Source organism: Vibrio sp. V09_P4A23P171 (assembly GCF_963875615.1).
In the GTDB taxonomy this organism is placed as follows: Bacteria; Pseudomonadota; Gammaproteobacteria; order Enterobacterales; family Vibrionaceae; genus Vibrio; species Vibrio anguillarum.
Window position 1 is genome coordinate 62,777 of record NZ_CAWNMR010000044.1, and the last position, 22,176, is coordinate 84,952.

The following is a 22,176-nucleotide window of genomic DNA, read 5'->3' on the forward strand; positions in this document are numbered from 1 at the left end:
CGACCCTTCGGAAAGTTACTCAGTGCACACTTGGTTGCGGCCATTCGCTTTCGCGCGATATAAGGCTTTGTCGGCGCGGTAGAATGTGCGTTGTGTATTTTCACCATCTCGATGCAAGGTTATACCGATACTGACGGTTAAGCCGCGCTCACCTAGAATATCGTGCCAACCAAATTGGAATATGCGTTCTCGATAGTTTTCGGCATGCATTTCAGCTTGGTCGAGCGAGCAATCTTCTAAAATCACCAGAAACTCTTCTCCACCAAAACGGACACAGGAGGAGCCTCGGAATTTAAAGTAGTTTTTCAACTCACGTGAAACATTGACTATCGCTTTGTCACCAACCAAGTGACTAAGTTCATCATTAATCGATTTAAAATGGTCAATATCAATGACTAGAAATGCAAATAGCTTCTCATGAAGCAGTAGGTCTTTCAGCTTTACATCTAACCAGCGGCGGTTGTGTAAAGTGGTGAGTGGGTCAGTGAATACATCCTGTTGAAGTTGGGCTACGGCATTCTTTTGATGTTCTGTGGTTTCTTTGAGCTCGCGATTTTCAATCTCAGATAAGATCAATTTCAATTGCAATTCAAAGCGCGATAAGCGACGCAGTTGATTGGCCCCCAGCTCACTAATCGGGATGTTTTTCATCAGATCAGTTTCAATTCGAAAGCCTTTTTTTTCATAAATCAGGGCGGCTTGATAAAGGCCTTGGCGCTCACATACGGCACTGAATGCTCGATACAGCTGCTTGGCCATCGTGGGTGACGTGTATCGCTGCAGACGTTTGTCTGTACTGGCCAGCATCATATTGGCAATATGACTTTTGCCTATTTTAGCCAGGCAGTTGGCCGTTTCAATTCGAATCATATTCGATAGCCAGGTGGAATTCATATTCCCAGCACTGTACTGAACACTAGAGAGCGTAATGAGCGCTTTATCGACTTGATCCTGATGAAGATAAAGTTGAGCTTGATAGAGTGAAATTTGCCCGGTAAGAATTTTATCGCTGACCAAAATACTCAGCTCTTCACACTCTTTAATTAGGTCGGTGGCGGCGGAGATTCGGTGCAGTTGAATGTAACACGATAGCATGTAAAGTTTATAACGCAGGCGTAATGAGCGGCTGGTGATTGCGTGATCAATACTATCAATTTTTTGATAGTAACGAAGGGCTCGGCTGTGCTCGCCATAAGCATCACACAGGTTACCCATGCCAATGACGGCTAGTACATATTCGTCAATGTAACCTGTGTCGACGGCAATATTAGAAGCGGACACATATTCGTTGAGCGCCGCGGCAAATTCACCGCTTTCCATTAGGCGATCGCTTAAACTGTTTTTCACAGACAAAATAATTTCGGCGTCCTTAGGCAATTCAAGTAATGCTAAGGCGTGACGAAGCTCCTCTATACTGGCGGACGACTGATGCAGTTCTGAACGATACTCTGCACTGATGATGTAGCTAAGTGCTTTTTCTTTTGATGTTGAGGCTATATGTTGTCGGACGTGATTCCAGAAAATGATGGCCTCTTCTCCGGAAACGGAGGTGGCATCCAAACCCGTATCTTTAATCTTACTGAGCAGTACTTCCATGCGACCATTCCTGAGGTTGACTGTCTTCCAGTTGTTCTAATGTGAATGGGAAACTCAAAATGTCTTGGAACATCACTTGAGGTAGCGACCCCGTTAATCCTTTTCTTTCCCAGGGGTATATTTCAATCATCTTAGCCAATACATGGAAGACGTGCAGCGCTGCATCGCCTTTATCGGCAAGAAGCAGCGCTAAGCGTTCGCTACTTAAACGAGAAACGAGATCTTTTTGGTTACAGAGCGAGTGGGCAATCTCGGTACATACATCGAGGTACTTTGAGTCGTTATGTTGGATGACAATGACGGCGTGATTAGAATGCTTCAACTCGGTCTTGAACAGCATGAGTTGTTCCCACCAATAAGTCTCTGAAACTACATTGGAGAGATGTTTCTCTGGGTCGTATTCGTGTTGACCACGAATACGGTTAATGAGTTTACGTGCTCGTTGCTCAAGTTGTCGCTTAGAGGCTCTTGCTTTATCAAGGCCAATGCGCGCCGTTTGTTCTCGAAGCATCTCAACCGTAAATTGGCGATATTTCTTAAATGAGGCTAAAGAAGCTTTAAAATCACCACGCTGCTCTGCGACTAGGGATTGTTGGTAGCAAATTTGTGAAAGTAGCTCACCTTTATCAAACGAAGCCGCGGAGGCTTCAGCAAGAAGCAACAGCTCAGTTGCTTTCTTGGAGTCTTTTCTCAGCAGTTCCAAACGAGCTCGACTAATGAATGAGTGAGCCTTCATCCACACAAGGTTATGCTCCACGGCAAGTTCGAGTGCTTTGGTGGTTGCCGCTTCCGCATCTTCGATTCGTTCAAGCCCGAGCAGTGCCAAGCCGCGAAAATCCCAAACCTCGGCTTGCCAAGTTTTATCGGGATGATCCTGTAGCGCTTCTTCTGCACCATCGAGCACCGTGAGCATATCGATGTATTGGTTAAGTAGATAGAGATCCCATGCCCACAGAATACGGGCTTTGCCTTCTAACCAATGGATACGGGCATTATTAGCAACTTTAACGGCTAGCTCGTGTGTTGAACATGAAAGTTGATATTCGTTGGTAATACGCCAAACATTACCCAGACCAATGAGGCACTCTATCTGGATATCAACTTCATCAACCAGAGCTGATTGTTCTAAGGCATTTATCCAATATTGTTGGGCGGTATAATATTTTGCCTGACCCCAAAGTTGCAGCGCGTGAATATGCAGAATTTCGGGAAGGCAATCATCAGTATCGAGGGTATTTTGAGTGGATAAGGCTTCTTTAATGTATTTTAAACCCACGCGGTAGTCCATTAGACACCAAGCGCAGCGAGATAAAATGATCAAACATTGAATCGCCCCTTCTGGGAAAAAGATCTGCTGTGCTCTCAATAAACACTGCTCCGCGACGATCGACACCTTCTCCGGCTCAGTTTCAATACGGGCTCTAAGCTGTTCTATTTCAATTTCAAGAAGGTATTGGCTTTTATCCAAACGGGCTGTTCCTCAAAAGTAAGAAGCCTAAGTCACCGATTCATTATATGAAGCCAACGTTAAAGCGCACTATTTACTTTCCCAAAAGTGGGTGCATTGGTTATTCATTACCACAATAATCTGCGCTACTTCACAATCCACAGTCTAAATATAACCTAAAAATCTAAGAGAGTAGTTCTTTCAATGTCAGTGGATGTTTAGTTAATTCCAAATTTTGGGCGGCGGTGAATCCATGTTTATCTTGGTAGCACAGATTGTGCCAAGCACGAAAAATATCCAGCATTGGTTGTAGGCCGCCAGGGCGAAGTTTGCGCCTCGGTTCGTTGATAAAGCTTTCGAACAACAGTTGGAAGCGTTTTTGATAGAACTCTGTTTGCTTAATCGATGCTTTATCGAGCCAAGCTTCGGGTGTTGGATTGTCTCCTGCCAAATAGCAAACACCTTTGGCAGCCTGTGCCTGATTGGCAATAGCCCAGCGATCTCGCCACCATCCCATGTGAACAATGTCCGTTTTATTCACGGAATGTCCATTTTGCCATTGCGGATCTTCCTCAACGTACATCAAGTCAACATTCTTACGCTTGATTCGCGGCAAACAGACGCTCAATGCGGCAGAACGTAAAACCGGATCTTGAGGCAGATAAATAGAAACTCGCTTATCTTCAAGGCACAAATCCAGCACGTGGAGGAAGTGAGCATAAGAGGTGTAAGGAGGGCGAATCAAGGCGCCTTTAGAAGGGTAATGAAAAGTGGTGAGGTTACCCATGGGGTCTTCAACATTACCGCGGGCTAAAATCGTTTGGTATTTCTGATCAATACGCTCACGTAATAGCGGAGATGCGTCAGGAGTGGGTAGATTCGCTTCGGATGAATGTTCACGAGAAACAAAACGCGCGGGCGAGTGATAGGGGTTGTGATCAAGCTCGCCTGCAGGCTCTTCATTGGCGGAATAGTTTACGTGCTGACAGAGTATATAACCTGTTTTGGCTTCACCTGTTGCAAACCACAATACGCCGTTGTCGCTATGGGGCTGGAGCGGGATGTAATTGCAAGCCAGCTCATATTGGTTTGCATGATTCACCCAACGTGCATCAATCATGGCCAGTTTTCGCCGACAGCGACTGGCAATGTGCTCGACATGATCATAAAACGTTTTTGGGTTGATGGATAATTTACGGCAAATCTCTCGCACCGAATAACTCATGAAGAGTAGGCCGAGTAAGGTTTCTTGAAAAACGAGTTTTTTGTTGGCTCCTGACCACTTATCAACAAAGGTACTCTGACAAGCTTTGCAACGGTATCGCTGGCGATCGCCGCTGTAGCCAAAAGCGTGATAGAGGTGTTTGTGCGTATGAACAGATAAACCGAAATTTTGGCAATCATCACTGCGACAAGCGGGCAACCCGTCGCTGTGAAGCTGTCTCAAACGGTGTAATTCGTTTAACACTTCTCGGTTGTTAAGTAAGGGGGGGAAAGCTCCACATTCACGACAAACCATCGTTGGACGCTTCGGGTTTACGCGCTGCAGAACGTACCGTTCGGCTTCACTCAGTCCAAAGTTGTCACACGCCAATGTTTTACAAAAGTTGAGTTGTAAACCATCTGCGTCCTTGGGTAGTTGGTCGTTGGACACAATCGCCCCCTCGGGGTAATTTAAGGCTGCCAATTTGGGTGAGCAGCTGAGGTTTAAAAATTAGATACTAATCGCTGTTTCAAGCGCGACTTTCATCATGTCGTTAAAAGAGGTTTGGCGATCTTCAGAGCTTAATTTCTCACCGCGAATGATGTGGTCTGACACCGTAAGAATCGTCAATGCTTTTGCGCCTAGATCCGCTGCAACGCCATAAATACCAGCCGCTTCCATATCCACACCTAAGATGCCAAGCTTATTCATTTTTTCGAATAAATCACCTTCAGGTGTGTAGAACAGATCAGCGGAAAACACGTTGCCTACCTTCACGGGCACGTTTTGTGCGCGTGCTTGATTGACAGCTGTTTCAAGCAATCCGTAATCCGCAATCGCGGCAAAATCGTGGTTGTTAAAACGGATGCGGTTAACTTTGGAATCGGTTGAAGCACCCATACCAATAACGATATCCATTAGATTGACATCGTCACGAACTGCGCCACAGCTACCAATACGGATGATATTTTTTACACCGTATTCTGAAATCAACTCGTGAACATAAATCGAGCATGATGGAATGCCCATACCGTGGCCCATAACGGATACTTTTTTACCTTTATAAGTACCGGTATAACCGAACATACTGCGAACATCACAAACCTGTTTAGCATCATCTAAAAAAGTTTCAGCAATGTATTTTGCACGTAATGGATCGCCTGGCATTAGAACGGTTTCAGCGAAATCACCAACTTGCGCATTAATGTGTGGGGTTGCCATCGTTGTTACTCCAAAGTTTTCGAGTCAGCGATTTATCCGCAATAAGTGGATTAAATTACTAATTCTGTTGAATCTGATGTGTTTTGTTGAGGCAATACTAGCTAGACCTGACACTGTTCCTTGAGAGATTTGTCACAGAATGGAGGTTAATACCCTTTTTGTGGCTCATTGATAACTAAAAGTGTTGAAAGTGGTAAGGCAATCGATTTGGGTAAACGTTTACCTTTTATGTGTACATAAATATATTTTGTATAAGGTGGTTGGAGTGTGCTATACATTATACAACAAATATTTTTGTATATGAGGCGGCGATGAGTAATCCAGAAATTCGTATCGGGATCAGTGCATGTGTGCTGGGAGAGCAAGTCCGTTTTGATTCTGGCCACAAAGCGAGTGACTTTGTGACCAAAGAGTTAACGAATTATTTCTCTTTCATACCCGTTTGCCCAGAGGTTGCGATTGGCTTAACCGTGCCAAGGCCTACCATTCGCTTGATCTCTCACGAAGAGCGTTTAGCGCTGGTTGAAACTAAAGATGAAACCAAAGATTACACGCAAGCCATGTTCGATTTCTCAGAACGAAAAGTTGATGAACTCGAATTGATGAAATTGTGTGGTTATATCGTTTGTGCGAAATCCCCAACATGTGGCATGGAAAGAGTCAAAGTCTATAAGCATCAGCGAGCAGACAAAGAGGGCGTTGGTCTTTATACCGCCACTTTGATGCGTAAAATGCCGTGGTTGCCTGTAGAGGAAGATGGCCGTTTACATGATCCTGTGCTTCGCGAAAACTTCATTACGCGTGTCTACTGTTTACATGACTTTTATCAATCGATAGGTGACAACCCGACACCGGGCAAAGTGGTGGCTTTTCATTCACGCTACAAATTGACGTTAATGGCGCATCACCCGCAAGCGTATCGAGAACTTGGCCGTTTGGTGGCTGAAGTCAAGCAGCATCCGCCACAGTATTTTATTGAGCACTATCGCCAAGGGCTAATGGATGCGCTTAAACACAGAGCGAGCCGTAAAAATAACACCAATGTTTTGATGCACATTCAGGGTTATTTCAAACGAGCCTTAAACAAAGAGCAGAAAGTGGAGTTAGCGCAATTGATTGATGACTATCGAACTGGCGAGCTTCCTTTACTTGCGCCTATTACGTTGCTCAAACATTACATAAAAATGTATCCCGATGCTTATCTGCAGCAACAGCACTATTTATCGCCTTATCCACAAACGCTAAGGTTACGTTATGGACTATGAGAACCCACTGACTGAAAACATGATGACTGAAAAATTATACGCTATTCGAGACGTTGCCGAGATGACTGGAGTAAAGCCCGTTACCTTGCGTGCATGGCAGCGCCGCTATCACCTTGTTCAGCCACAGCGTACGGAAAAAGGGCATCGCCTTTATTCACAAGAGGATATTGCGACGATTCGCATCATTCAAGGTTGGCTGGCGAAAGGGGTTTCGATTGGCAAAGTGAGTGCATTGCTCAGTGGCAGTGAAAGCATCATTGATACTTTGGCAAATCATGGTTCAGAGCTTTTAGAGCAAGAACAATTGCTGCAAGCTTTAGTGGATCTCAATAAAGGCAAAGCGGAATCAACCATTGCTACGGTATTGAAAGAGTATCCGTTAGAGATTGTTGAGCAGCAGTTTGTCTTTCCTGTCATCGACACGTTAGAGCGGGTTAAAGGACCGTTGCGCAGTTTGCAAAAAGGGCTTTTTCAGGCACTGATGATAAGCAAGTTGAGCTCGATCATTGAAGCGGAAAACAAAGCGGCGACCAAGGGGAAATGTCTTTGCGTTAATCTTGATCCAACATCGAGCATACTGGCTTGGCTATGGTTCGTGGGAAAGGTGGAAGCTGGTTATAACCTCACTATCTTAGATGGTGTCGAAGATCTTACCGCTCTTGTTGATCATGATGCTTTAGCAAACTACCAACAGGTTGCGCTGTTTGCCAACCGAGCACTAACCGAGCAGCAAGTTCAAGCGTTACGGAAATTGCGTATCTCACTGGGAGATAAGCTTTCGTTGTCAGATGTGGTTGCTCGTCTGCACCATTCGTTAGATTAATCAGTAAGGATGCACAGTGAAATTACTCTGGCTGCGCCGAGATTTACGATCCGTTGATAATACGGCATTACATGCCGCCATTGATGGTGAAGAACCTGTTGTTGCCGTATTCATTGCAACGCCAGCACAGTGGCAAAAACACCATCTTGCTCCGATGCAGGCGGATCTTATTTATCGGCGTTTATTTGAGCTGCAACGTGAACTGCAAGCACTCAATATTGCTCTATTGTATGAGGAAGTCGATGATTACGCTGATGCTGCGCAGCAGATTGCCACTATGGCTAAGCAGCTTAATGCCAGCGCAGTGTTGGTTAATCGCGAGTATGAAATCAATGAGTTGCAGCGTGATGAGATGGCGAGCCAGTTTTGCCTAGAGCGCCAGATCGAGTGGCGAGCATACGACGATAAGTGCATTATTGCCCCCGGTTTGGTCAAAAACAAGCAAGGTGATTATTTCAAAGTCTTTACGCCTTTTAAACGAGCGTGGTTATCACAAGCGGCTATTCCTCAAATTTTACCAACGCCTATTTCTACACATTATAAACGCATAAAGGATCTTGAGCCGTTGCTGTGGAGCGAACACCGCTCGTTCAGCTATCCACGCATCAGCAGTGATCATTGGGTGGTCGAGTTCGATGCAATTCGCGCTAAATTACGCCAGTTTTGCCGTGATAAGGTACAGAATTACCACCAGCAGCGTGATTTTCCCGCGTTGGATTCGACCAGCGCACTGTCACCTTATCTCGCAATAGGGGCGCTTTCTGCGCGTCAATGTATGGCGCGTCTATACGCTGAATCGCAACATATTGGGTTGTCTGAAGGGGCGCAAACTTGGCTGAGCGAAATTATTTGGCGTGAATTCTATCAGCATCTGATCGGGTTTCGTCCTGATCTCTGTAAGGGAAAAGATTTTGCACCTTGGGGGAAACATGTCTCTTGGTGGGAGAACTCAACGGCCTTTGAACGTTGGCAGCAGGGTCAAACCGGGTTCCCTATTGTCGATGCGGCGATGCGCCAACTCAATAAAACGGGGTGGATGCATAACCGATTAAGGATGGTTGTGGCCAGTTTTCTAACCAAAGATCTGCATATCGATTGGCGACTTGGTGAACAATATTTTATGCAAACATTAGTGGATGGCGATTATGCATCCAACAATGGCGGTTGGCAGTGGTGTGCTTCAACAGGGTGTGATGGGCAACCTTATTTTCGAATTTTTAACCCTACCAGCCAAGGGGAACGTTTTGATCCGAAAGGGGATTTTATTCGTCAGTGGGTACCTGAATTGGCTTCGTTGCCAGATAAGTACATCCACACGCCTTGGAAATTCCCTGCCGTCAATTCCTTGTCATATCCCGCGCCAATGGTTGATCATAAAGTAGAAAGAGAGATAACCTTACAGCTCTATAAAGACGCCAAGGATACTTGATCACCATGCTACGCAAGCTACTCTCTTTGTGTTGTTGCTGGGGTGCGCTCAGTGTGAACGCGTTTGCCGCGACTTATGATTTTCCTGCCGAAGGCAGTAGCATGGTTGGCCGAACTCAATATCACGTGATTGAGCAGGGCGAAACCTTAGCGCAAATTGCAAAACAGTACGATGTTGGGTTTTTATCTTTGATGGCGGCTAACAAAGGAATTGACCCATTTTTGCCGCAGCAAGAGTTTGTGCTAACCATTCCGTCACAAATTATTTTACCGCGCGTGGCTTACGAAGGCATCGTCATCAACTTAGCGGAACTGCGGCTCTATTACTTTGAGCCTGAAAAACGCAAAGTGCATATTTTCCCCGTCGGTATTGGCCGTATTGGTCGTGACACGCCCGAAATGGAAACCACTATCAGCCAAAAACGACCGAACCCAACTTGGACACCTCCTCAATCGATCCGCACTGAATATAAAGCGAAAGGTATTGAACTGCCTGCGGTGGTGCCTGCTGGGCCAGATAACCCGCTTGGTGAATACGCGCTTCGTCTCGCTTATGGTGCAGGTGATTATTTGATCCACGGTACCAACAAAGATTTTGGTATTGGTATGAGAGTCAGCTCAGGTTGTATTCGTATGGATCCCAAGGATATTGAATGGCTGTTTAAGCAGGTTCAGCGTGGCGAGAAAGTGAAAGTAATTGATGAGCCGATAAAATTAGCCTTAGAGCCAGACCGAAGCGTATTTCTTGAAGCTCATGAACCTTTAACGCGCAGTAACGGTAGTAAAAAAGAGTTGCAGGTACCGCAAGAACTTCGCTGGTGGTTGGATGAATTTAACAAATCAGATGCGAAAGCGAGAGCGGTGATCTTGGCGCAAAATGGTGTGCCTGTCGAAGTTGTGGCTGCAGATTTTTCAACCTTATTGGAGTAATTAAAGAAGTTGATGAGTTCATTAATGGTGAACCATGTAATAGCAGCAATAAAAAAGGCTTGAATTAACAAGCCTTTAAGAAATTTCAGCTATGGAATATAACGAAATTATTTCGTGTATGACTGAGCAATATTATCGATACGCTCGTTTGCACGAGCCGCTTCTTCTTGCGCAGCGGCAGCGGCATCAGCCGCTTGGCTTACTTTAGACGAAAGTGTCGATTGCTCGCTCTTAAGTGCAGAAATTTGATCACTGAGTTGGCTAACTTGGTTGCTTAGCTGATCCATTTTCGTCATTGCTGCGTCATCAGGGCCTGATGCGCAACCAGCAAGTAGAAGTACAGAAGAGGCTGCAGCTGCAATTAACATCTTATTCATTATTGAACTCCTTGTTTGTAAGATTATTATCAATGACGCCCTATTATACTTTTCCTACTTGAAGCTACAGCGGTGCTGTTTACCTGCAACGTCAAGTTGTTTGGGTATATACTTGTTTGGAAATCATCATATAGTGACGAACTCAATTGTAGACACTATTCTAGCGTTCACCCAGTAGCCGAACGTCAAAATAATCCAAGAATTTCAATTTATGCTCATTTACTCCGCTATGTCTCATCGTTAAGAGACGTATTTTCTATCTTCTTATGCCTTGAAAAAGTGTGCGTGTTGATTATTTTTATGTGATCTCTATCTATCTAAGCGCCTTTCGGGCTATCATATTGCGTTTTCATTTTGACCTCTTGCCCTATTTATTGTGGCAACTTTACAAATTTTTGGAGAATCCTTTGCAGTTTAAAGATTTAGGCTTAGACAATCGCTTATTGAAGACCCTCAAACACTATGACTTCAAACAAGCGACAGAGATCCAACAACAAGCGGTTCCCGTGGCGATTGCAGGTAAAGATTTGTTGGCATCCTCTAAGACTGGTTCGGGTAAAACATTAGCGTTTGTTTTACCAATGCTGCATAAGTCTCTCAAAACTAAAGCGTTATCAGCAAAAGACCCTAGAGCTCTGATTCTCGCTCCGACACGTGAGTTGGCCAAACAAGTGTACGGTGAGCTGCGTACTATGCTCAGTGGGTTGAGCTACGAAGCAACGCTGATTGTGGGCGGTGAAAACTTTAACGACCAAGTAAAAGCACTGCGCCGTTTCCCCCGTTTTATTGTGGCGACTCCCGGTCGTTTAGCGGATCACTTAGAGCATCGCTCGTTGCGTCTTGATGGTTTAGATACGCTGATCCTTGATGAAGCTGACCGCATGCTGGACCTAGGTTTTGCTCCGGAGCTACGCCGTATTCATCATGCAGCGAACCACCGTCGTCGCCAAACACTGATGTTTTCCGCAACGCTTGATCACGGCCAAGTGAATGACTTTGGTACCGAGTTGCTTAAAGATCCAAAACGCATTTCGATTGGTGTTGTCAACGAAGAGCATAAAGACATCACCCAAAAATTCTACCTCTGTGATCATCTTGATCACAAAGAAGCCTTACTCGAACGCGTGCTGCAAGAAGCCGAATATCGACAAGTGATCATTTTTACCGCGACCCGTTCTGATACTGAGCGTTTAACGCTTAAACTCAACGAGCAGAAACTGAAAGCTGTTGCGTTGAGTGGTAACTTAAATCAAAACCAGCGCAACACCATCATGAGCCAGTTTGAGCGCGCTGTATTTAAAATTTTGGTCACGACGGATGTGGCTTCACGTGGCCTTGATATTGCAAACGTGACGCACGTGATTAACTTTGATATGCCCAAACATACGGAAGAGTATGTGCACCGTGTTGGTCGTACAGGCCGTGCGGGTAATAAAGGTGATGCAATCTCGCTGGTTGGCCCAAAAGATTGGGACAGCTTTAAGCGCGTGGAAGCCTTTTTGCAGCAAGATATCGAATTCTCTCAATTTGATGATCTGAAAGGTAAATTTACCGGACTAAAACCACGCGTTCCGGCCTTTAAGAAAAACGCAGCCGCTAAGACTAAAAGTACTAAGCCCAAGGCGCACACCGCCAATAAAAAGCCCGTTAAACGCGATAAAACCTTTTATCAGAATGTGGCAGTGGGTGATGCGGTATTTGTGCCGAAAAAGAGAGTTGCACCTAAAGTTGACGATGAGTAACAGCGAGCGTCTTGTCAGCGTGACCTTTCGGTCAATCGAATCTGCTGACGGACTCAATGCCAGTATTTGCTGAGACAGCCTCACACTAATTATAAAAACACCGCCAAATTGGCGGTGTTTTTATATACACGCAAACGTTCACCCTTGTAAATCCCATAATTTCTCTATTTTATATGAAAATGATAATTGATCTCATTATCGTTTAGTGGCAAGCTGCGCCTCATTATAATAATTGGCTATGTTTTCACTGATCATAATGAAATTACTCAATATCATTGCTTTTGTTGTTGGTTTGTCTTGTTTTCATTCATCTTATGGTGAGTCACTGCAGTGGCTGGAAGATGGCTCGCGTAGCCAGCCTAAGGTTCGAGCACACCTTGAAGATCACAATAAAAAAACACAACAGTGGCTCAATCAAGCCACACCACTTTCTAATGCACTAGTCAAAACATGGTCAGAGAGTAAGAGCGTAAAAGCACCGACACCTTGGCTTATCCAGTACCAAAATTACTATCATGATCAAGTAATTAAGGGTGAACGTTTTGTTGTTAAAAAGACCGCAGAAGACAGCCCAATTGAGCGCTTGGTCAATATCAGTGTAAGACAGCAGCAATCAGATTATTACCAGTTAGCCAATTGGGCGGTGGCAAAAGGGGACCGCTTTATTGCATTAAGCGAAGATTTGACTGGGGAAGAGCACTACACGCTGACGCTGCTGGATCGTGTATCGAAGCAGGAAATCGTGCTTAGCCAATCTGCAACGACTCAAGCTATTTGGTCTGAAAATGGCCAATACCTCTATTTTTTGGCGGCAGAAGAAAGCCGTTCTTCTCGCTTATTACAGCGCTATGATGTGCTGAGCAAGCAGACAAAAACCCTATGGGAGTGGGCTGATCCGCAGTGGATTGTGTCTCTCTATTTGGCGGCGGATCCGCATTTTGCCCTCGTGCAAGTCAACAACGAAAACAGCAGTGAACAACGTATTTTAGAGACCAACAGCTCTCACTTAAGCCTTCCGCTTCGTGCCGCACAGCCGGGTATTGAATACTACGCAGACGTTGCTAATGGTTGGCTCTACATCAATAGTAACCTCAACGGCAAGTTTGCACTCTACCGTCGATTACTGAGCATGAATGAAAACCCTTGGCAGCTTTTTTATGCGCCAGATGATCATTCCACGCTAGATAATTTCTATTTATATCAAGCTGGCGTTGTGGTTAAAACCAACCAAGCACAGCATTCTCAACTGGCCATTATGGATCAGCATGGAAAGTTGAGAGCATCACAGCCTTTGGCAACAGAAAGTGAGGTCGCTTGGGTCTCTCGTAACGGTGATTGGCAAAGCAATAAACTGCGGGTGCGTTCAATGTCGATGGTTTCTGCAGGAGTTTGGCGTGAGTTTGATGTGGCAAGCTTACAATGGAAGCGACTGGGTCAAGACCACTATCCTGCTTATTTACCGGAACAGTATGAGTCACAGCAGATTGTGGTGGATGTGAATGGCGTGGCTATTCCTGTCACTTTGGCGTACCGAAAAGACACCTTGAGCGCACAGTCCAGCGTCTTTCTTTATGGCTACGGCGCGTATGGCGTCGCGATGCGTCCGTACTTTATGCCACAAGTGATCAGTTTATTGGATCAAGGCGTAATTTATGCGATTGCTCATGTGCGCGGTGGTGGCTATCACGGTGAATTATGGCACCGCGCTGGGTCTGGCATTCTGAAAAAAATAGGCATCTCAGATTTCCTGAACGTCGCCTCTTCATTGCAGCATTTTAATAACGGCCAACGCGCTATTTATGCGATTGGCGGCAGCGCTGGTGGAACCTTAGTTGCGGCCGCGGTTAATCAAAACCCAGCACTTTTTGCTGGAGTGGTGCTGCAAGTGCCTTTTGTGGATGTGCTTAGAAGCATGTCCGCAGAAGACTCCTCTTCACTCTCGGTGCAGCAGCGAGAAGAGTGGGGAGATCCTAGCCAGCCATTGCAACGCTCAGCAATTGAAGCTTATGACCCACTACTCAATATTCAAGCCAAACCTTATCCGCCAACCCTCGTCCGTGTCGGGTGGTTTGATAACCGTGTCCCTTATTGGGAAGGCGCGAAATACATAGAAAAAATGTCGATGATGAGTACGGGTAGCGGGCCTTACTTGTTATGGACGGACTTCAATAGCGGGCACAGTAGCGATTCACGTAAGGCACTACAGCAACAGGCCGTGGAATACGCCTTTCTTCTTACCATAGATAAAAACAAAAAAGCGGAGTAGTAAATGAAGCTTTCTCCAATCACCGCAGCGGTGCTTAGCGTGCTTGCGGTAGGGTCAGTGCATGCCGAATTCAGCCTAACCAAGCTTGAAGAAGTGGTGGTGAGTGCCAATAAAGTAGAACAGCCGCTGTCAAAAGTCGCCGGCTCAATATCAGCGATTGACGGTGAAACCGTTGAAAAACAAGGCGCGACAGAACTGTATGATGTATTGAGTCATGAACCCGGAATCAGTGTTACGGGTGGCGCTGGTCGGCCACAAAACATCACGATTCGAGGGATGACGGGCAACCGCATTGCGATCATTCAAGATGGCGTCGCCGCATCGGACGGCTATGGTGCCAATGACATTAACGATAAGGTAGGCCGCAATACTTTCGCCTTAGACAACATAAAAAGCATTGAGGTTGTGAAAGGGGCAGGGTCTACCATTCATGGTTCGGGCGCGATCGGCGGCGTTGTGGTTGTCACCACAAAATCGCCGGCGGATTATTTGCAAGGACGTGATTTCTATATTGATGCCTCTGGCTCCTACACAGGGATCAGCAATCAATATAAGAGCAGTAGCACGCTAGCGGTGCGCAATGGAAATGGTGAAAGCTTGGTGACCATTTCATATTGGCAAGGTGAAGAGACACGCAACTTTAACCAAGATCTCTATAACCGAGATATTGAAGGATTCAGTGCATCGTTAGCTCACGATCACATGGTCAATGATTCGCTGTTACTCAGTGCAAAATTTAACGCCTATAAAGATGAAAACATCCGCAAAGAAGGCATTGCTTCCATTCAACGCGATGACAAATGGGAAAGCAAAGAATTTTTTGAACAGGAACAGCACCAAACCTTATCGGCATCATTGGGGGTGCAATTAGATACCCTTTCTTTCTGGGCAGACCATGTGGACGCCAAGCTTTACTGGCGTGATAGTCAAAGTGATACTCAAACCAATCGCTTATTGACCAAAGAACATGCCTTTTTCGACACCCTTGAATTTCGTCGTGAGAGACGCGATGAAAGTTTTTCTGATCAGTTGATAGGGCTATCGGTTGATTTAGAAAAAGCAGCACGAGTCCACAACATCGAACACCAATTTATTTACGGTGCAGTGCTTAATACCAATCGTTATGAACGCCCTCGTCACGTGGATACCAAGGATTCCAATGGGGAAACCTACGAAAATATTATTCCGTTTGCACCGGCGAAGGCCTATGGTTTGGGCGTCTATTTGCAAGATAGATTCAGCCTTAACCAGTGGACATTTAGCGCTGGTTTACGTTTTGATTTGAATAACCTTACTCCTCAGTCAGAGCAACCTATTGCTGGTTTTGCTGTTAGTGAAATTCAAACCAGTGAATGGTCACCGAGCGCATCCGTAGCTTACCAGTGGACGCCATCATTCAACAGTTACCTCAGTTACAACCACGGCTACCGCGCTCCGACCTATGACAAAGCCTACGGTGCGGCAGACCACAGCTTTGTTCCACTGACGCCGTTTTTTATCGCGCCGAACATGAATTTACAGGCTGAAACCAGTGATAGTTTTGAGTTGGGTTCAAAATACGATAATGGCCAATCTCAAGCTTATGTCGCGGTTTTTTACTCTCTCTTTGACAATTTCATGGACACTAAAGACGTGGGATTTGATAGCGATAGAGGCGCTTGGATCAAGCAGTACCAAAATATTAATGGCGTCGAAACGTATGGCGTGGAGTTCACCTTCGCTCATCAACTGAATCAACAATGGTCAACCACGTTCAAAGCGGGTTATGTGGATGGCAAAGATGATCAAGATGAATACGTTCGTACCATCACGCCGTGGGAAGGAAATGGACAACTAAATTACCAGCAGCAAGATTGGGATGCCTACGCACGTTGGAACTGGGCGAGTTCGATGGACCGAGCACCAGCATGCTCTGATGATATAGGCCGTAAAGCGCAATGCGCGCAAACGTCGGCATGGTCTACGGTCGATCTTGGCGTGAGTTATCAAGTGATGCGTGACCTTGATGTGAGTCTCAACATCATGAACCTATTCGACCGTGAATACGTTCGTTATCAAGACGTCGCGGGTGTAAGTCAAAGTCAAACTCTCTATTCCACTGAGCCCGGGCGTTACTTTACCGCTACGGCTAAATACGTGTTTTAGGAGCTAGAGATGAAAAAAATTATCGTTCTGAGCACCTTGCTATGCTTGAGCCATTCCGCCTTTGCGGGGGAGTGGGACTATCCACTGGCGAAAACGACCATTGCAACGAAAGAGTCGGCTGAGCTGTATTTGAGCTCGCTTTATCCTGATGTTGGGACACTGAAGTTTCGTTATCAAACCGAGAGTTTACTGGGAAATCATTACAACTTTGATGTATGGCAGAACGGCCAATACCAACCGCAAAAAGCGTTAGTGCTCTCGACCGATCAGTCCGGCGTAGTGACGCGCGTGTTCAAAAGTTTGCACAATACGGTCGAGCGAGATGGCGTTGCATTGGTAGCGGCAGAGCTCGAATCGCCCCGCCGATTGATGACGAATGAACCGCCTGCGCTCTCATCGGGAGATGTGCAGAGCATCAATGTGCAACTTTTTGATCCCGATTTAAGAACCATGGATCAACTGCCTGCGCCAGATTCGGCGTGGAATGACCTTGCTGATTACCCAAACCAGCCGCACTACCAAAGTGCGAATGTCGAGATGTTGCAAAGTGCAGGTAAATATTACTTAGCCAATGAACGAGTACGACAAGTTGATGCCACCGCCATACAGCAACAAGATGATGCCAAGCAGTGGGTTGATAGCGGTGTTGGCTTACTTAGCGCTGAAGACGTGGCGCAATGGAACTCAGATGCTGAAATTCTCTCCATGGAGATGCTTGATGATCGCTTTGTACAGCTGATGGCTTTTTACCATCTTGATCAATCGATTGATTATACCAAACAGCTCGGTTTTTCCCTGTTTAGTGAACCCGTGAGGTTTGATGCGAGAGGTTTATCTAGCAACAACTCTTCTTATTATGTTGGCCCGAAAGCGGTGTTGTTTGGTGTTGGGGGCTCGCCCGATGCATTAGATGCCGACGTGGTTACCCATGAGCTTGGGCATGGAATTCATTATCAAATCGTTCCCGATTGGGCTTATGGACATTCGGGCGCGATTGGTGAAGGCTTTGGTGACTATTGGGCGGGTTCGCACAGTTTTCGCCGCCAATATGCACAAGGAAAAGCGTTCGAAATTGACACCGTGTTTAATTGGGATGGCTATTTTGGTACTCGTATTTCGACACGCAGTTTGTGGAATCAGCGGGCAAAATATTTTGCATCCGCAGAGTATCGAGCGCATGAAAGTGTAGCAGGTGAGTTGGGTGATGAATTGTGGTCTACCCCTTTATTTCAAGCGCTGAAACAGGCCGTGAATGAGTACGGTCAAGAAGCGTTTGCTGAATTTGACCGTATTGTTCTTGAATCAATGTACGGCTTAGGTCGTGGTCTAAAAATGCATGATTTGAGTGAAAGCATGCTGTATACCGCCAAACAGCTGTACCCGCATCGCGCTTATGATGCGATGCTATTACAGCAATTTAAGCAACATAACTTAGTCCAAGAACCCTTCAAATTCCTGTTGGAACGTCGATTTGTGGTGCCAACGGATCCGCTGAACGTGCACATTCAGGCCACGGATCGCCAAGCAAGTTTACAAACGGTAGCCACTTTGCAAGGTGAAACCGTTACTTTCGCTAGCGAAAAATTCCAGCAGCAGCAATGGAGCATCGCGCTGCCAACCACGTACACCTGCGGCGTCAAACAGACTCTACTATTTGAATCGAGTTATCAATATCAACCGTACCTTGCGATGCAATCTGACAAGCAAACTTTATCGTTTATCGTGGGTAAGCCACAGCTTGCAACGCCGCCAGTAGCGATACGTTCAGTATTGAAAGACGCCAGTATTGACAGTACAGACACGGTTACGTCCGGATTTAAGAGCTATGGATTGACGCTCGATGTTGGCAATGTATTGATTGATGAAGATTTTGTGGTTCGCCTGCAGTTATCCCACCCAGAACTACAAGAGCTGCGCGTTACCTTAATTTCACCCGCAGGGACACGCGTCGAATTACTCAACCAAGCACCATCGGCCATCAATGGTTTTGATGACTATTGGGTGTTGGCACATGATGCCATATTGGGCTCTTTACAAGGCGAAGCCCTAAGCGGCTACTGGCGTTTGGAAGTGGTTGACTACAACCCGGGAAATTCCGGCACCTTGATTGAATGGGGGGTAGGCCGCCTAGCGGGCTATCAATGCCCTCAACCTGTGACCAACGCACTTTCACCTGAAACAGGTGGCGGTTCGACTTCACTGCTCTTATTACTTCCTCTCGCGGCATTCGCTATAAGACGACGTAATTTGTTGGATATTTTTTCACTTAAACTGAAGAACACATAACTATGCACTTAAGACTTTCAACACTTTCGCTGGCACTTTTACTGGCTGGTTGTGGTGGCGGTGGAAGTGGAGATGTAGCCAATACATCTTTACCCAGCCATAAAATTAGCGGGCAAATTCAAGCGCAAAACGTCGCACTTGATGCCACTGTCTGCATTGATTCTAACCAAAACTTTGCCTGTGATGTGGGCGAAATCAGCACGCAAGCCGATAGCCAAGGGCGCTACACCCTCACGAGTGACAGCACTCAAATCTACCGTTTTCCTATTGTGGCTGACGTTTCTACTGGCATTAGTGTCATGACGAGAAGTCGCCAAACCAGCCAATCATCGATCCTGATTGCGCCGGCGCTGGGCAAAAGCAGTGGCAACATCCTCAACGGTGTGAGTTCTATTTTTGCCGGCATTATGCTGGATGGAAATACGGAGAAAGAAGCGAATCGCTTGCTGGCCGAGCAGCTTTTGCAATTAGGCGTTGAAGTGAATGGCGATATTTCACAAAACTTTAGCCACACAGCATTGGCAATATTGGATGCCAATGCTGTCGTGTTGCTCCAAAAAGCGAAAGCAAGTGAACGAATTGATTTGCTGGCAACGCTTGGGCAAACCATGGCAAAAAATACACCACTGATTGCCTCTGAGATCGTTTCTGGCGAAAAGATGACCGAATATGCTAATACATTGATGGCGCAAGTATCGGAAGAGCGACCTCTGCAAGACACGGGCATTATTCAGTTCTATTCCGATCAAGGCGCACAAGCGCAGGCTGATGCTGATTATCCCGGTCAAGATGCTGAATATGGCCTAGATATTACCGCCAAAAATGGCGTGACGGGTAAGAGCTTTGCGTTCATCAAATTAGATGCGGCTGGCAATGAACTTGAGGCTGAAGCGAGCGATTGGTCATGCGTTAAAGATGTTTACAGTGGACTTATTTGGGAAGTGAAGTCAGAAGATGCGGCGTCTTTGAACTATAAAGAACGGTTGTTTGCATTAGAAATTGCCGATAAGTTTATCCCTTTTGCAAAAGATGTGACGGCTGCTTCCTGTCAGGCGGCAGGTGATGCTATTTGCACTACGCAAGATTACATCAATCGTATCAATCAAGATAAATTGTGTGGGTTACAAACGTGGCGTTTACCGACCAACAGCGAGCAATACATGATGCTCGATTTAGGCGAATTGGGTGACGATGCAGTTGGTTTCAACCAGCACTATTTCCCGCATCAGCCGCAGAACACCGAATTTTTTGATGGGCATACGTGGACTTCTGGCATTGCTTATCTCAATACCTCTCAATTTCAAAGCGATGGTTCGATGCAATATCTTTACACGGCGCTGTCTGGTGCAACCAAAGGGGAACGTAGCCCAATTGAACTCTACTCCAGCAGCACGGCGGCGGACAATGACCCGTCTTATGTCTCGCCGATTCGAGTTGTTGCAACCAAGGAGAACAACCAATGAAATCTCATTTAATCGCGGCTTCTTGCTTGATCTTTTCTGCTGTCGGCGTCGCCCAAGAGTGTTCTCCTGATATGACGAAAAGCGCACCCAACACGCGCTATGTCTACAGCGAGCAGGGGACGATCAAAGATAAGCTCACTGGCTTAACGTGGATGCGTTGCCAAGTTGGTAAAACATGGAACGCCGCTACGGAGCAGTGTGATGGCGAAGCGACCGGGTTTCGTTGGCAAAGTGCTTTGCAAGAAGTGGCGGCAATCAACCATCCTCAAAGCCGACATGCATTGCACCAATTTGCCAGCCAAGCCGAATGGCGATTGCCGAATATTAAAGAGTTAGTGTCATTGACTGAAATGGCGTGTTTTGGCCCAGCGATGAATAGCAGAGCATTTGCCCAAGGCTTTAAGTATGAGACAGGCAATATCTTGTCGTATTTATGGAGCCAATCACCCCATCTAGCGAGTGGTCAGGTGTGGTCTTTTGATTCCGTCAATGGCGAAATTTACCACTACGCACCGAATTTTGAATTTGGTGTTTTGCTGGTGGCTGAAGAATAAGTGTTATGAAATGACGCTACTTACGCTGTCAGGGAAACGATCAGTCATGTCATGTTGACATGACTGATTCTCTAACCAGAGTGTTCAAAAAATTAGCTGGTTTTATCATGGGTGATCAATCTGTCGACATGGATAGATGTCATGAGTGATCAAAACCCAAGAAGTACCATTGTCATCATTGATGACATTTCTGCTGGTCATTGAGCAACGAAGTGATTGGTGTTCCATGATCGGGTAGTTGCGCGCCGAAGAAAGCACAGACCGTCGCACCGACATCAGACAGTGTTGTGCGCAGCCCAATAGATATAGCTTGTTTACCCTTTTGATAACACAGTAGTGGTACTTGTTCACGGGTATGTTTAGTGTGACCGATGAATGGGTCGTTACCGTGATCGGCCATGACGATTAATACGTCCTTTTCATTCATGTTCGTAATAACGTCTTTTAAGCCTTCGTCGGCTTTCTCCAAAACGGTCCAGTATTGTTTAGGATCTTGTTGGTGACCTGCAAGATCGGTTTCTTGAATGTTGGCGCAGAAAAACCCCTCCTTTTCGATACACAAATCACGAATAAGAAAACGAAATATTTGGTTTGTATCAACGAGCGAGGTGTACGAACAACCATGCGGATTTTGTACGATATCGGCCACTTTACCATAAAGCCAAGTTTGGATATTACGCTGATGTAAGTACCAAGGAACTTGGGTTTTTGCATCCACGCCATAGCCTAAGTGCGCCACCTGAAATCCCTCACTGTATACCCCGCTACTGGGTGCATTAATGCCGATATACTTTTGCCCATTAGTCGGGTTTTGTTTCACTTCAACAGCACTTAAGATTTGATCCATAGTAATACCGCACCCAGAGCCGCCAAATGCAATATTGCGACTCACGGAGTTGGCTCTACGCACCACGGCGGCTATTGCCAGCAAGGATTCAAATGTCACTCGGTTAAAGTTACAAGTTAAGTTATAAACTTGCCCCAAATCCGCTTCAAGATTGTCACCAATCACCACCCCTTCATTGACGATCAACAGTGATACTTGTTGTATTGTGTGGCGATTGACACGATAGCCTTGTGCGAGCAAAGCCGATTCAATATCGGGCAATGCTACTTGAAATGGTTGGATAAGAGGGGCAGTTGGACGAGTGCCCATAATTTCTTGGTGCCCCATAAAGGTGTCGCCCCCCTCGTGGGCTAAGTTTGCACGCCCGGTATTTGCCTGCGGGTTTATCTCCATGACGGATTGTGGGCTGGCAATAATATTTTGCAATCCCAATCTTTCTAAGGTAGGCAAGCGTTTCAACGCAAAATGAGCAAGTAACTTACCCGCGGTATTCGCACCACAGTCTTGTGGCCTAACCAGCGGTACATCCGCCATTTCACCGACACCAAAGCCATCAAGTACAACAACGATAAATTTTGCCAT

16 protein-coding genes are annotated in these 22,176 nt (G+C 46.0%); 10 read left to right on the forward strand and 6 right to left on the reverse strand.

Going from position 1 to position 22,176, the window contains the following annotated elements:
* Positions 1–15: 15 nt before the first annotated feature.
* The 4 genes from AACT23_RS12685 to deoD all read right to left on the reverse strand — a co-directional run bounded on the left by AACT23_RS12685 (position 16) and on the right by deoD (position 5,468).
* On the reverse strand, positions 16–1,596 hold the full coding sequence (locus AACT23_RS12685; RefSeq protein ID WP_013868365.1) for a diguanylate cyclase domain-containing protein: 1,581 nt from the start codon (positions 1,594–1,596) through the stop codon (positions 16–18).
* Positions 1,577–3,064 (reverse strand): hypothetical protein, encoded by a 1,488-nt coding sequence (locus AACT23_RS12690; protein WP_013868366.1) that lies wholly within the window; start codon positions 3,062–3,064, stop codon positions 1,577–1,579. Before AACT23_RS12690 ends, AACT23_RS12685 begins: the two co-directional genes overlap by 20 nt.
* A gap of 163 nt (positions 3,065–3,227) precedes the next feature.
* Complete coding sequence (locus tag AACT23_RS12695; RefSeq protein ID WP_026028170.1) at positions 3,228–4,697, reverse strand: lactate dehydrogenase; 1,470 nt, start codon at positions 4,695–4,697, stop codon at positions 3,228–3,230.
* A gap of 60 nt (positions 4,698–4,757) precedes the next feature.
* Complete coding sequence (deoD, locus tag AACT23_RS12700) at positions 4,758–5,468, reverse strand: purine-nucleoside phosphorylase (protein WP_013868368.1); 711 nt, start codon at positions 5,466–5,468, stop codon at positions 4,758–4,760.
* A gap of 311 nt (positions 5,469–5,779) precedes the next feature.
* Between deoD and AACT23_RS12705 the strand changes: the two genes are divergently transcribed.
* Genes AACT23_RS12705 through AACT23_RS12720 form a run of 4 tightly spaced genes read left to right on the forward strand, consistent with a single transcriptional unit; the run spans position 5,780 to position 9,914 of the window.
* Entirely contained in the window at positions 5,780–6,733 is a 954-nt protein-coding gene (locus AACT23_RS12705) for a YbgA family protein (protein WP_026027151.1), read from the forward strand.
* Entirely contained in the window at positions 6,723–7,556 is an 834-nt protein-coding gene (locus tag AACT23_RS12710; protein WP_017048150.1) for a MerR family transcriptional regulator, read from the forward strand. Before AACT23_RS12705 ends, AACT23_RS12710 begins: the two co-directional genes overlap by 11 nt.
* Positions 7,557–7,572: 16 nt before the next feature.
* Positions 7,573–8,985, forward strand: coding sequence for a deoxyribodipyrimidine photo-lyase (gene phrB / locus AACT23_RS12715; protein ID WP_094126698.1), 1,413 nt, complete (start codon positions 7,573–7,575; stop codon positions 8,983–8,985).
* Between the two features lie 5 nt (positions 8,986–8,990).
* Positions 8,991–9,914, forward strand: coding sequence for a L,D-transpeptidase family protein (locus AACT23_RS12720; RefSeq protein WP_094126700.1), 924 nt, complete (start codon positions 8,991–8,993; stop codon positions 9,912–9,914).
* 107 nt (positions 9,915–10,021) lie between these two features.
* Here the strand turns inward: AACT23_RS12720 and AACT23_RS12725 are convergent, their stop codons facing one another.
* Entirely contained in the window at positions 10,022–10,291 is a 270-nt protein-coding gene (locus AACT23_RS12725) for an Lpp/OprI family alanine-zipper lipoprotein (RefSeq protein WP_026027153.1), read from the reverse strand.
* Positions 10,292–10,686: 395 nt separating this feature from the next.
* On the opposite strand from AACT23_RS12725, the gene AACT23_RS12730 reads away from it, so the two are divergent.
* The 6 genes from AACT23_RS12730 (at position 10,687) to AACT23_RS12755 (ending at position 20,747) form a co-directional block, all read left to right on the forward strand.
* Entirely contained in the window at positions 10,687–12,033 is a 1,347-nt protein-coding gene (locus AACT23_RS12730) for a DEAD/DEAH box helicase (protein WP_026027154.1), read from the forward strand.
* Between the two features lie 256 nt (positions 12,034–12,289).
* Positions 12,290–14,299 carry a prolyl oligopeptidase family serine peptidase gene (locus AACT23_RS12735; protein ID WP_094126702.1) on the forward strand — a complete coding sequence of 670 codons (2,010 nt, stop codon included), beginning with the start codon at positions 12,290–12,292 and terminating at the stop codon, positions 14,297–14,299.
* Positions 14,300–14,302: 3 nt separating this feature from the next.
* Positions 14,303–16,444 carry a TonB-dependent hemoglobin/transferrin/lactoferrin family receptor gene (locus tag AACT23_RS12740; protein ID WP_094126704.1) on the forward strand — a complete coding sequence of 714 codons (2,142 nt, stop codon included), beginning with the start codon at positions 14,303–14,305 and terminating at the stop codon, positions 16,442–16,444.
* A 9-nt stretch (positions 16,445–16,453) separates the two neighbouring features.
* Positions 16,454–18,730, forward strand: a complete 2,277-nt coding sequence (locus AACT23_RS12745) for a proprotein convertase P-domain-containing protein (RefSeq protein ID WP_094126706.1) — start codon at positions 16,454–16,456, stop codon at positions 18,728–18,730.
* Between the two features lie 2 nt (positions 18,731–18,732).
* Complete coding sequence (locus AACT23_RS12750) at positions 18,733–20,193, forward strand: Lcl domain-containing protein (RefSeq protein WP_047688739.1); 1,461 nt, start codon at positions 18,733–18,735, stop codon at positions 20,191–20,193.
* Positions 20,190–20,747, forward strand: coding sequence for an Lcl C-terminal domain-containing protein (locus AACT23_RS12755; RefSeq protein WP_017042172.1), 558 nt, complete (start codon positions 20,190–20,192; stop codon positions 20,745–20,747). The genes AACT23_RS12750 and AACT23_RS12755 overlap by 4 nt, the downstream gene beginning before the upstream one ends.
* 175 nt (positions 20,748–20,922) lie before the next feature.
* Here the strand turns inward: AACT23_RS12755 and AACT23_RS12760 are convergent, their stop codons facing one another.
* Complete coding sequence (locus AACT23_RS12760; protein ID WP_166538116.1) at positions 20,923–22,176, reverse strand: phosphopentomutase; 1,254 nt, start codon at positions 22,174–22,176, stop codon at positions 20,923–20,925.

Excerpts from the sequence above, each read along its gene's own strand:
- AACT23_RS12685 (WP_013868365.1), bottom strand. The coding sequence starts at position 1,596 with ATGGAAGTACTGCTCAGTAAGATTAAAGATACGGGTTTGGATGCCACC.
- deoD (WP_013868368.1), bottom strand. The coding sequence starts at position 5,468 with ATGGCAACCCCACACATTAATGCGCAAGTTGGTGATTTCGCTGAAACC.
- AACT23_RS12705 (WP_026027151.1), top strand. The coding sequence starts at position 5,780 with ATGAGTAATCCAGAAATTCGTATCGGGATCAGTGCATGTGTGCTGGGA.
- AACT23_RS12710 (WP_017048150.1), top strand. The coding sequence starts at position 6,723 with ATGGACTATGAGAACCCACTGACTGAAAACATGATGACTGAAAAATTA.
- AACT23_RS12720 (WP_094126700.1), top strand. The coding sequence starts at position 8,991 with ATGCTACGCAAGCTACTCTCTTTGTGTTGTTGCTGGGGTGCGCTCAGT.
- AACT23_RS12725 (WP_026027153.1), bottom strand. The coding sequence starts at position 10,291 with ATGAATAAGATGTTAATTGCAGCTGCAGCCTCTTCTGTACTTCTACTT.
- AACT23_RS12735 (WP_094126702.1), top strand. The coding sequence starts at position 12,290 with ATGAAATTACTCAATATCATTGCTTTTGTTGTTGGTTTGTCTTGTTTT.
- AACT23_RS12740 (WP_094126704.1), top strand. The coding sequence starts at position 14,303 with ATGAAGCTTTCTCCAATCACCGCAGCGGTGCTTAGCGTGCTTGCGGTA.
- AACT23_RS12745 (WP_094126706.1), top strand. The coding sequence starts at position 16,454 with ATGAAAAAAATTATCGTTCTGAGCACCTTGCTATGCTTGAGCCATTCC.
- AACT23_RS12750 (WP_047688739.1), top strand. The coding sequence starts at position 18,733 with ATGCACTTAAGACTTTCAACACTTTCGCTGGCACTTTTACTGGCTGGT.
- AACT23_RS12755 (WP_017042172.1), top strand. The coding sequence starts at position 20,190 with ATGAAATCTCATTTAATCGCGGCTTCTTGCTTGATCTTTTCTGCTGTC.
- AACT23_RS12760 (WP_166538116.1), bottom strand. The coding sequence starts at position 22,176 with ATGGCAAAATTTATCGTTGTTGTACTTGATGGCTTTGGTGTCGGTGAA.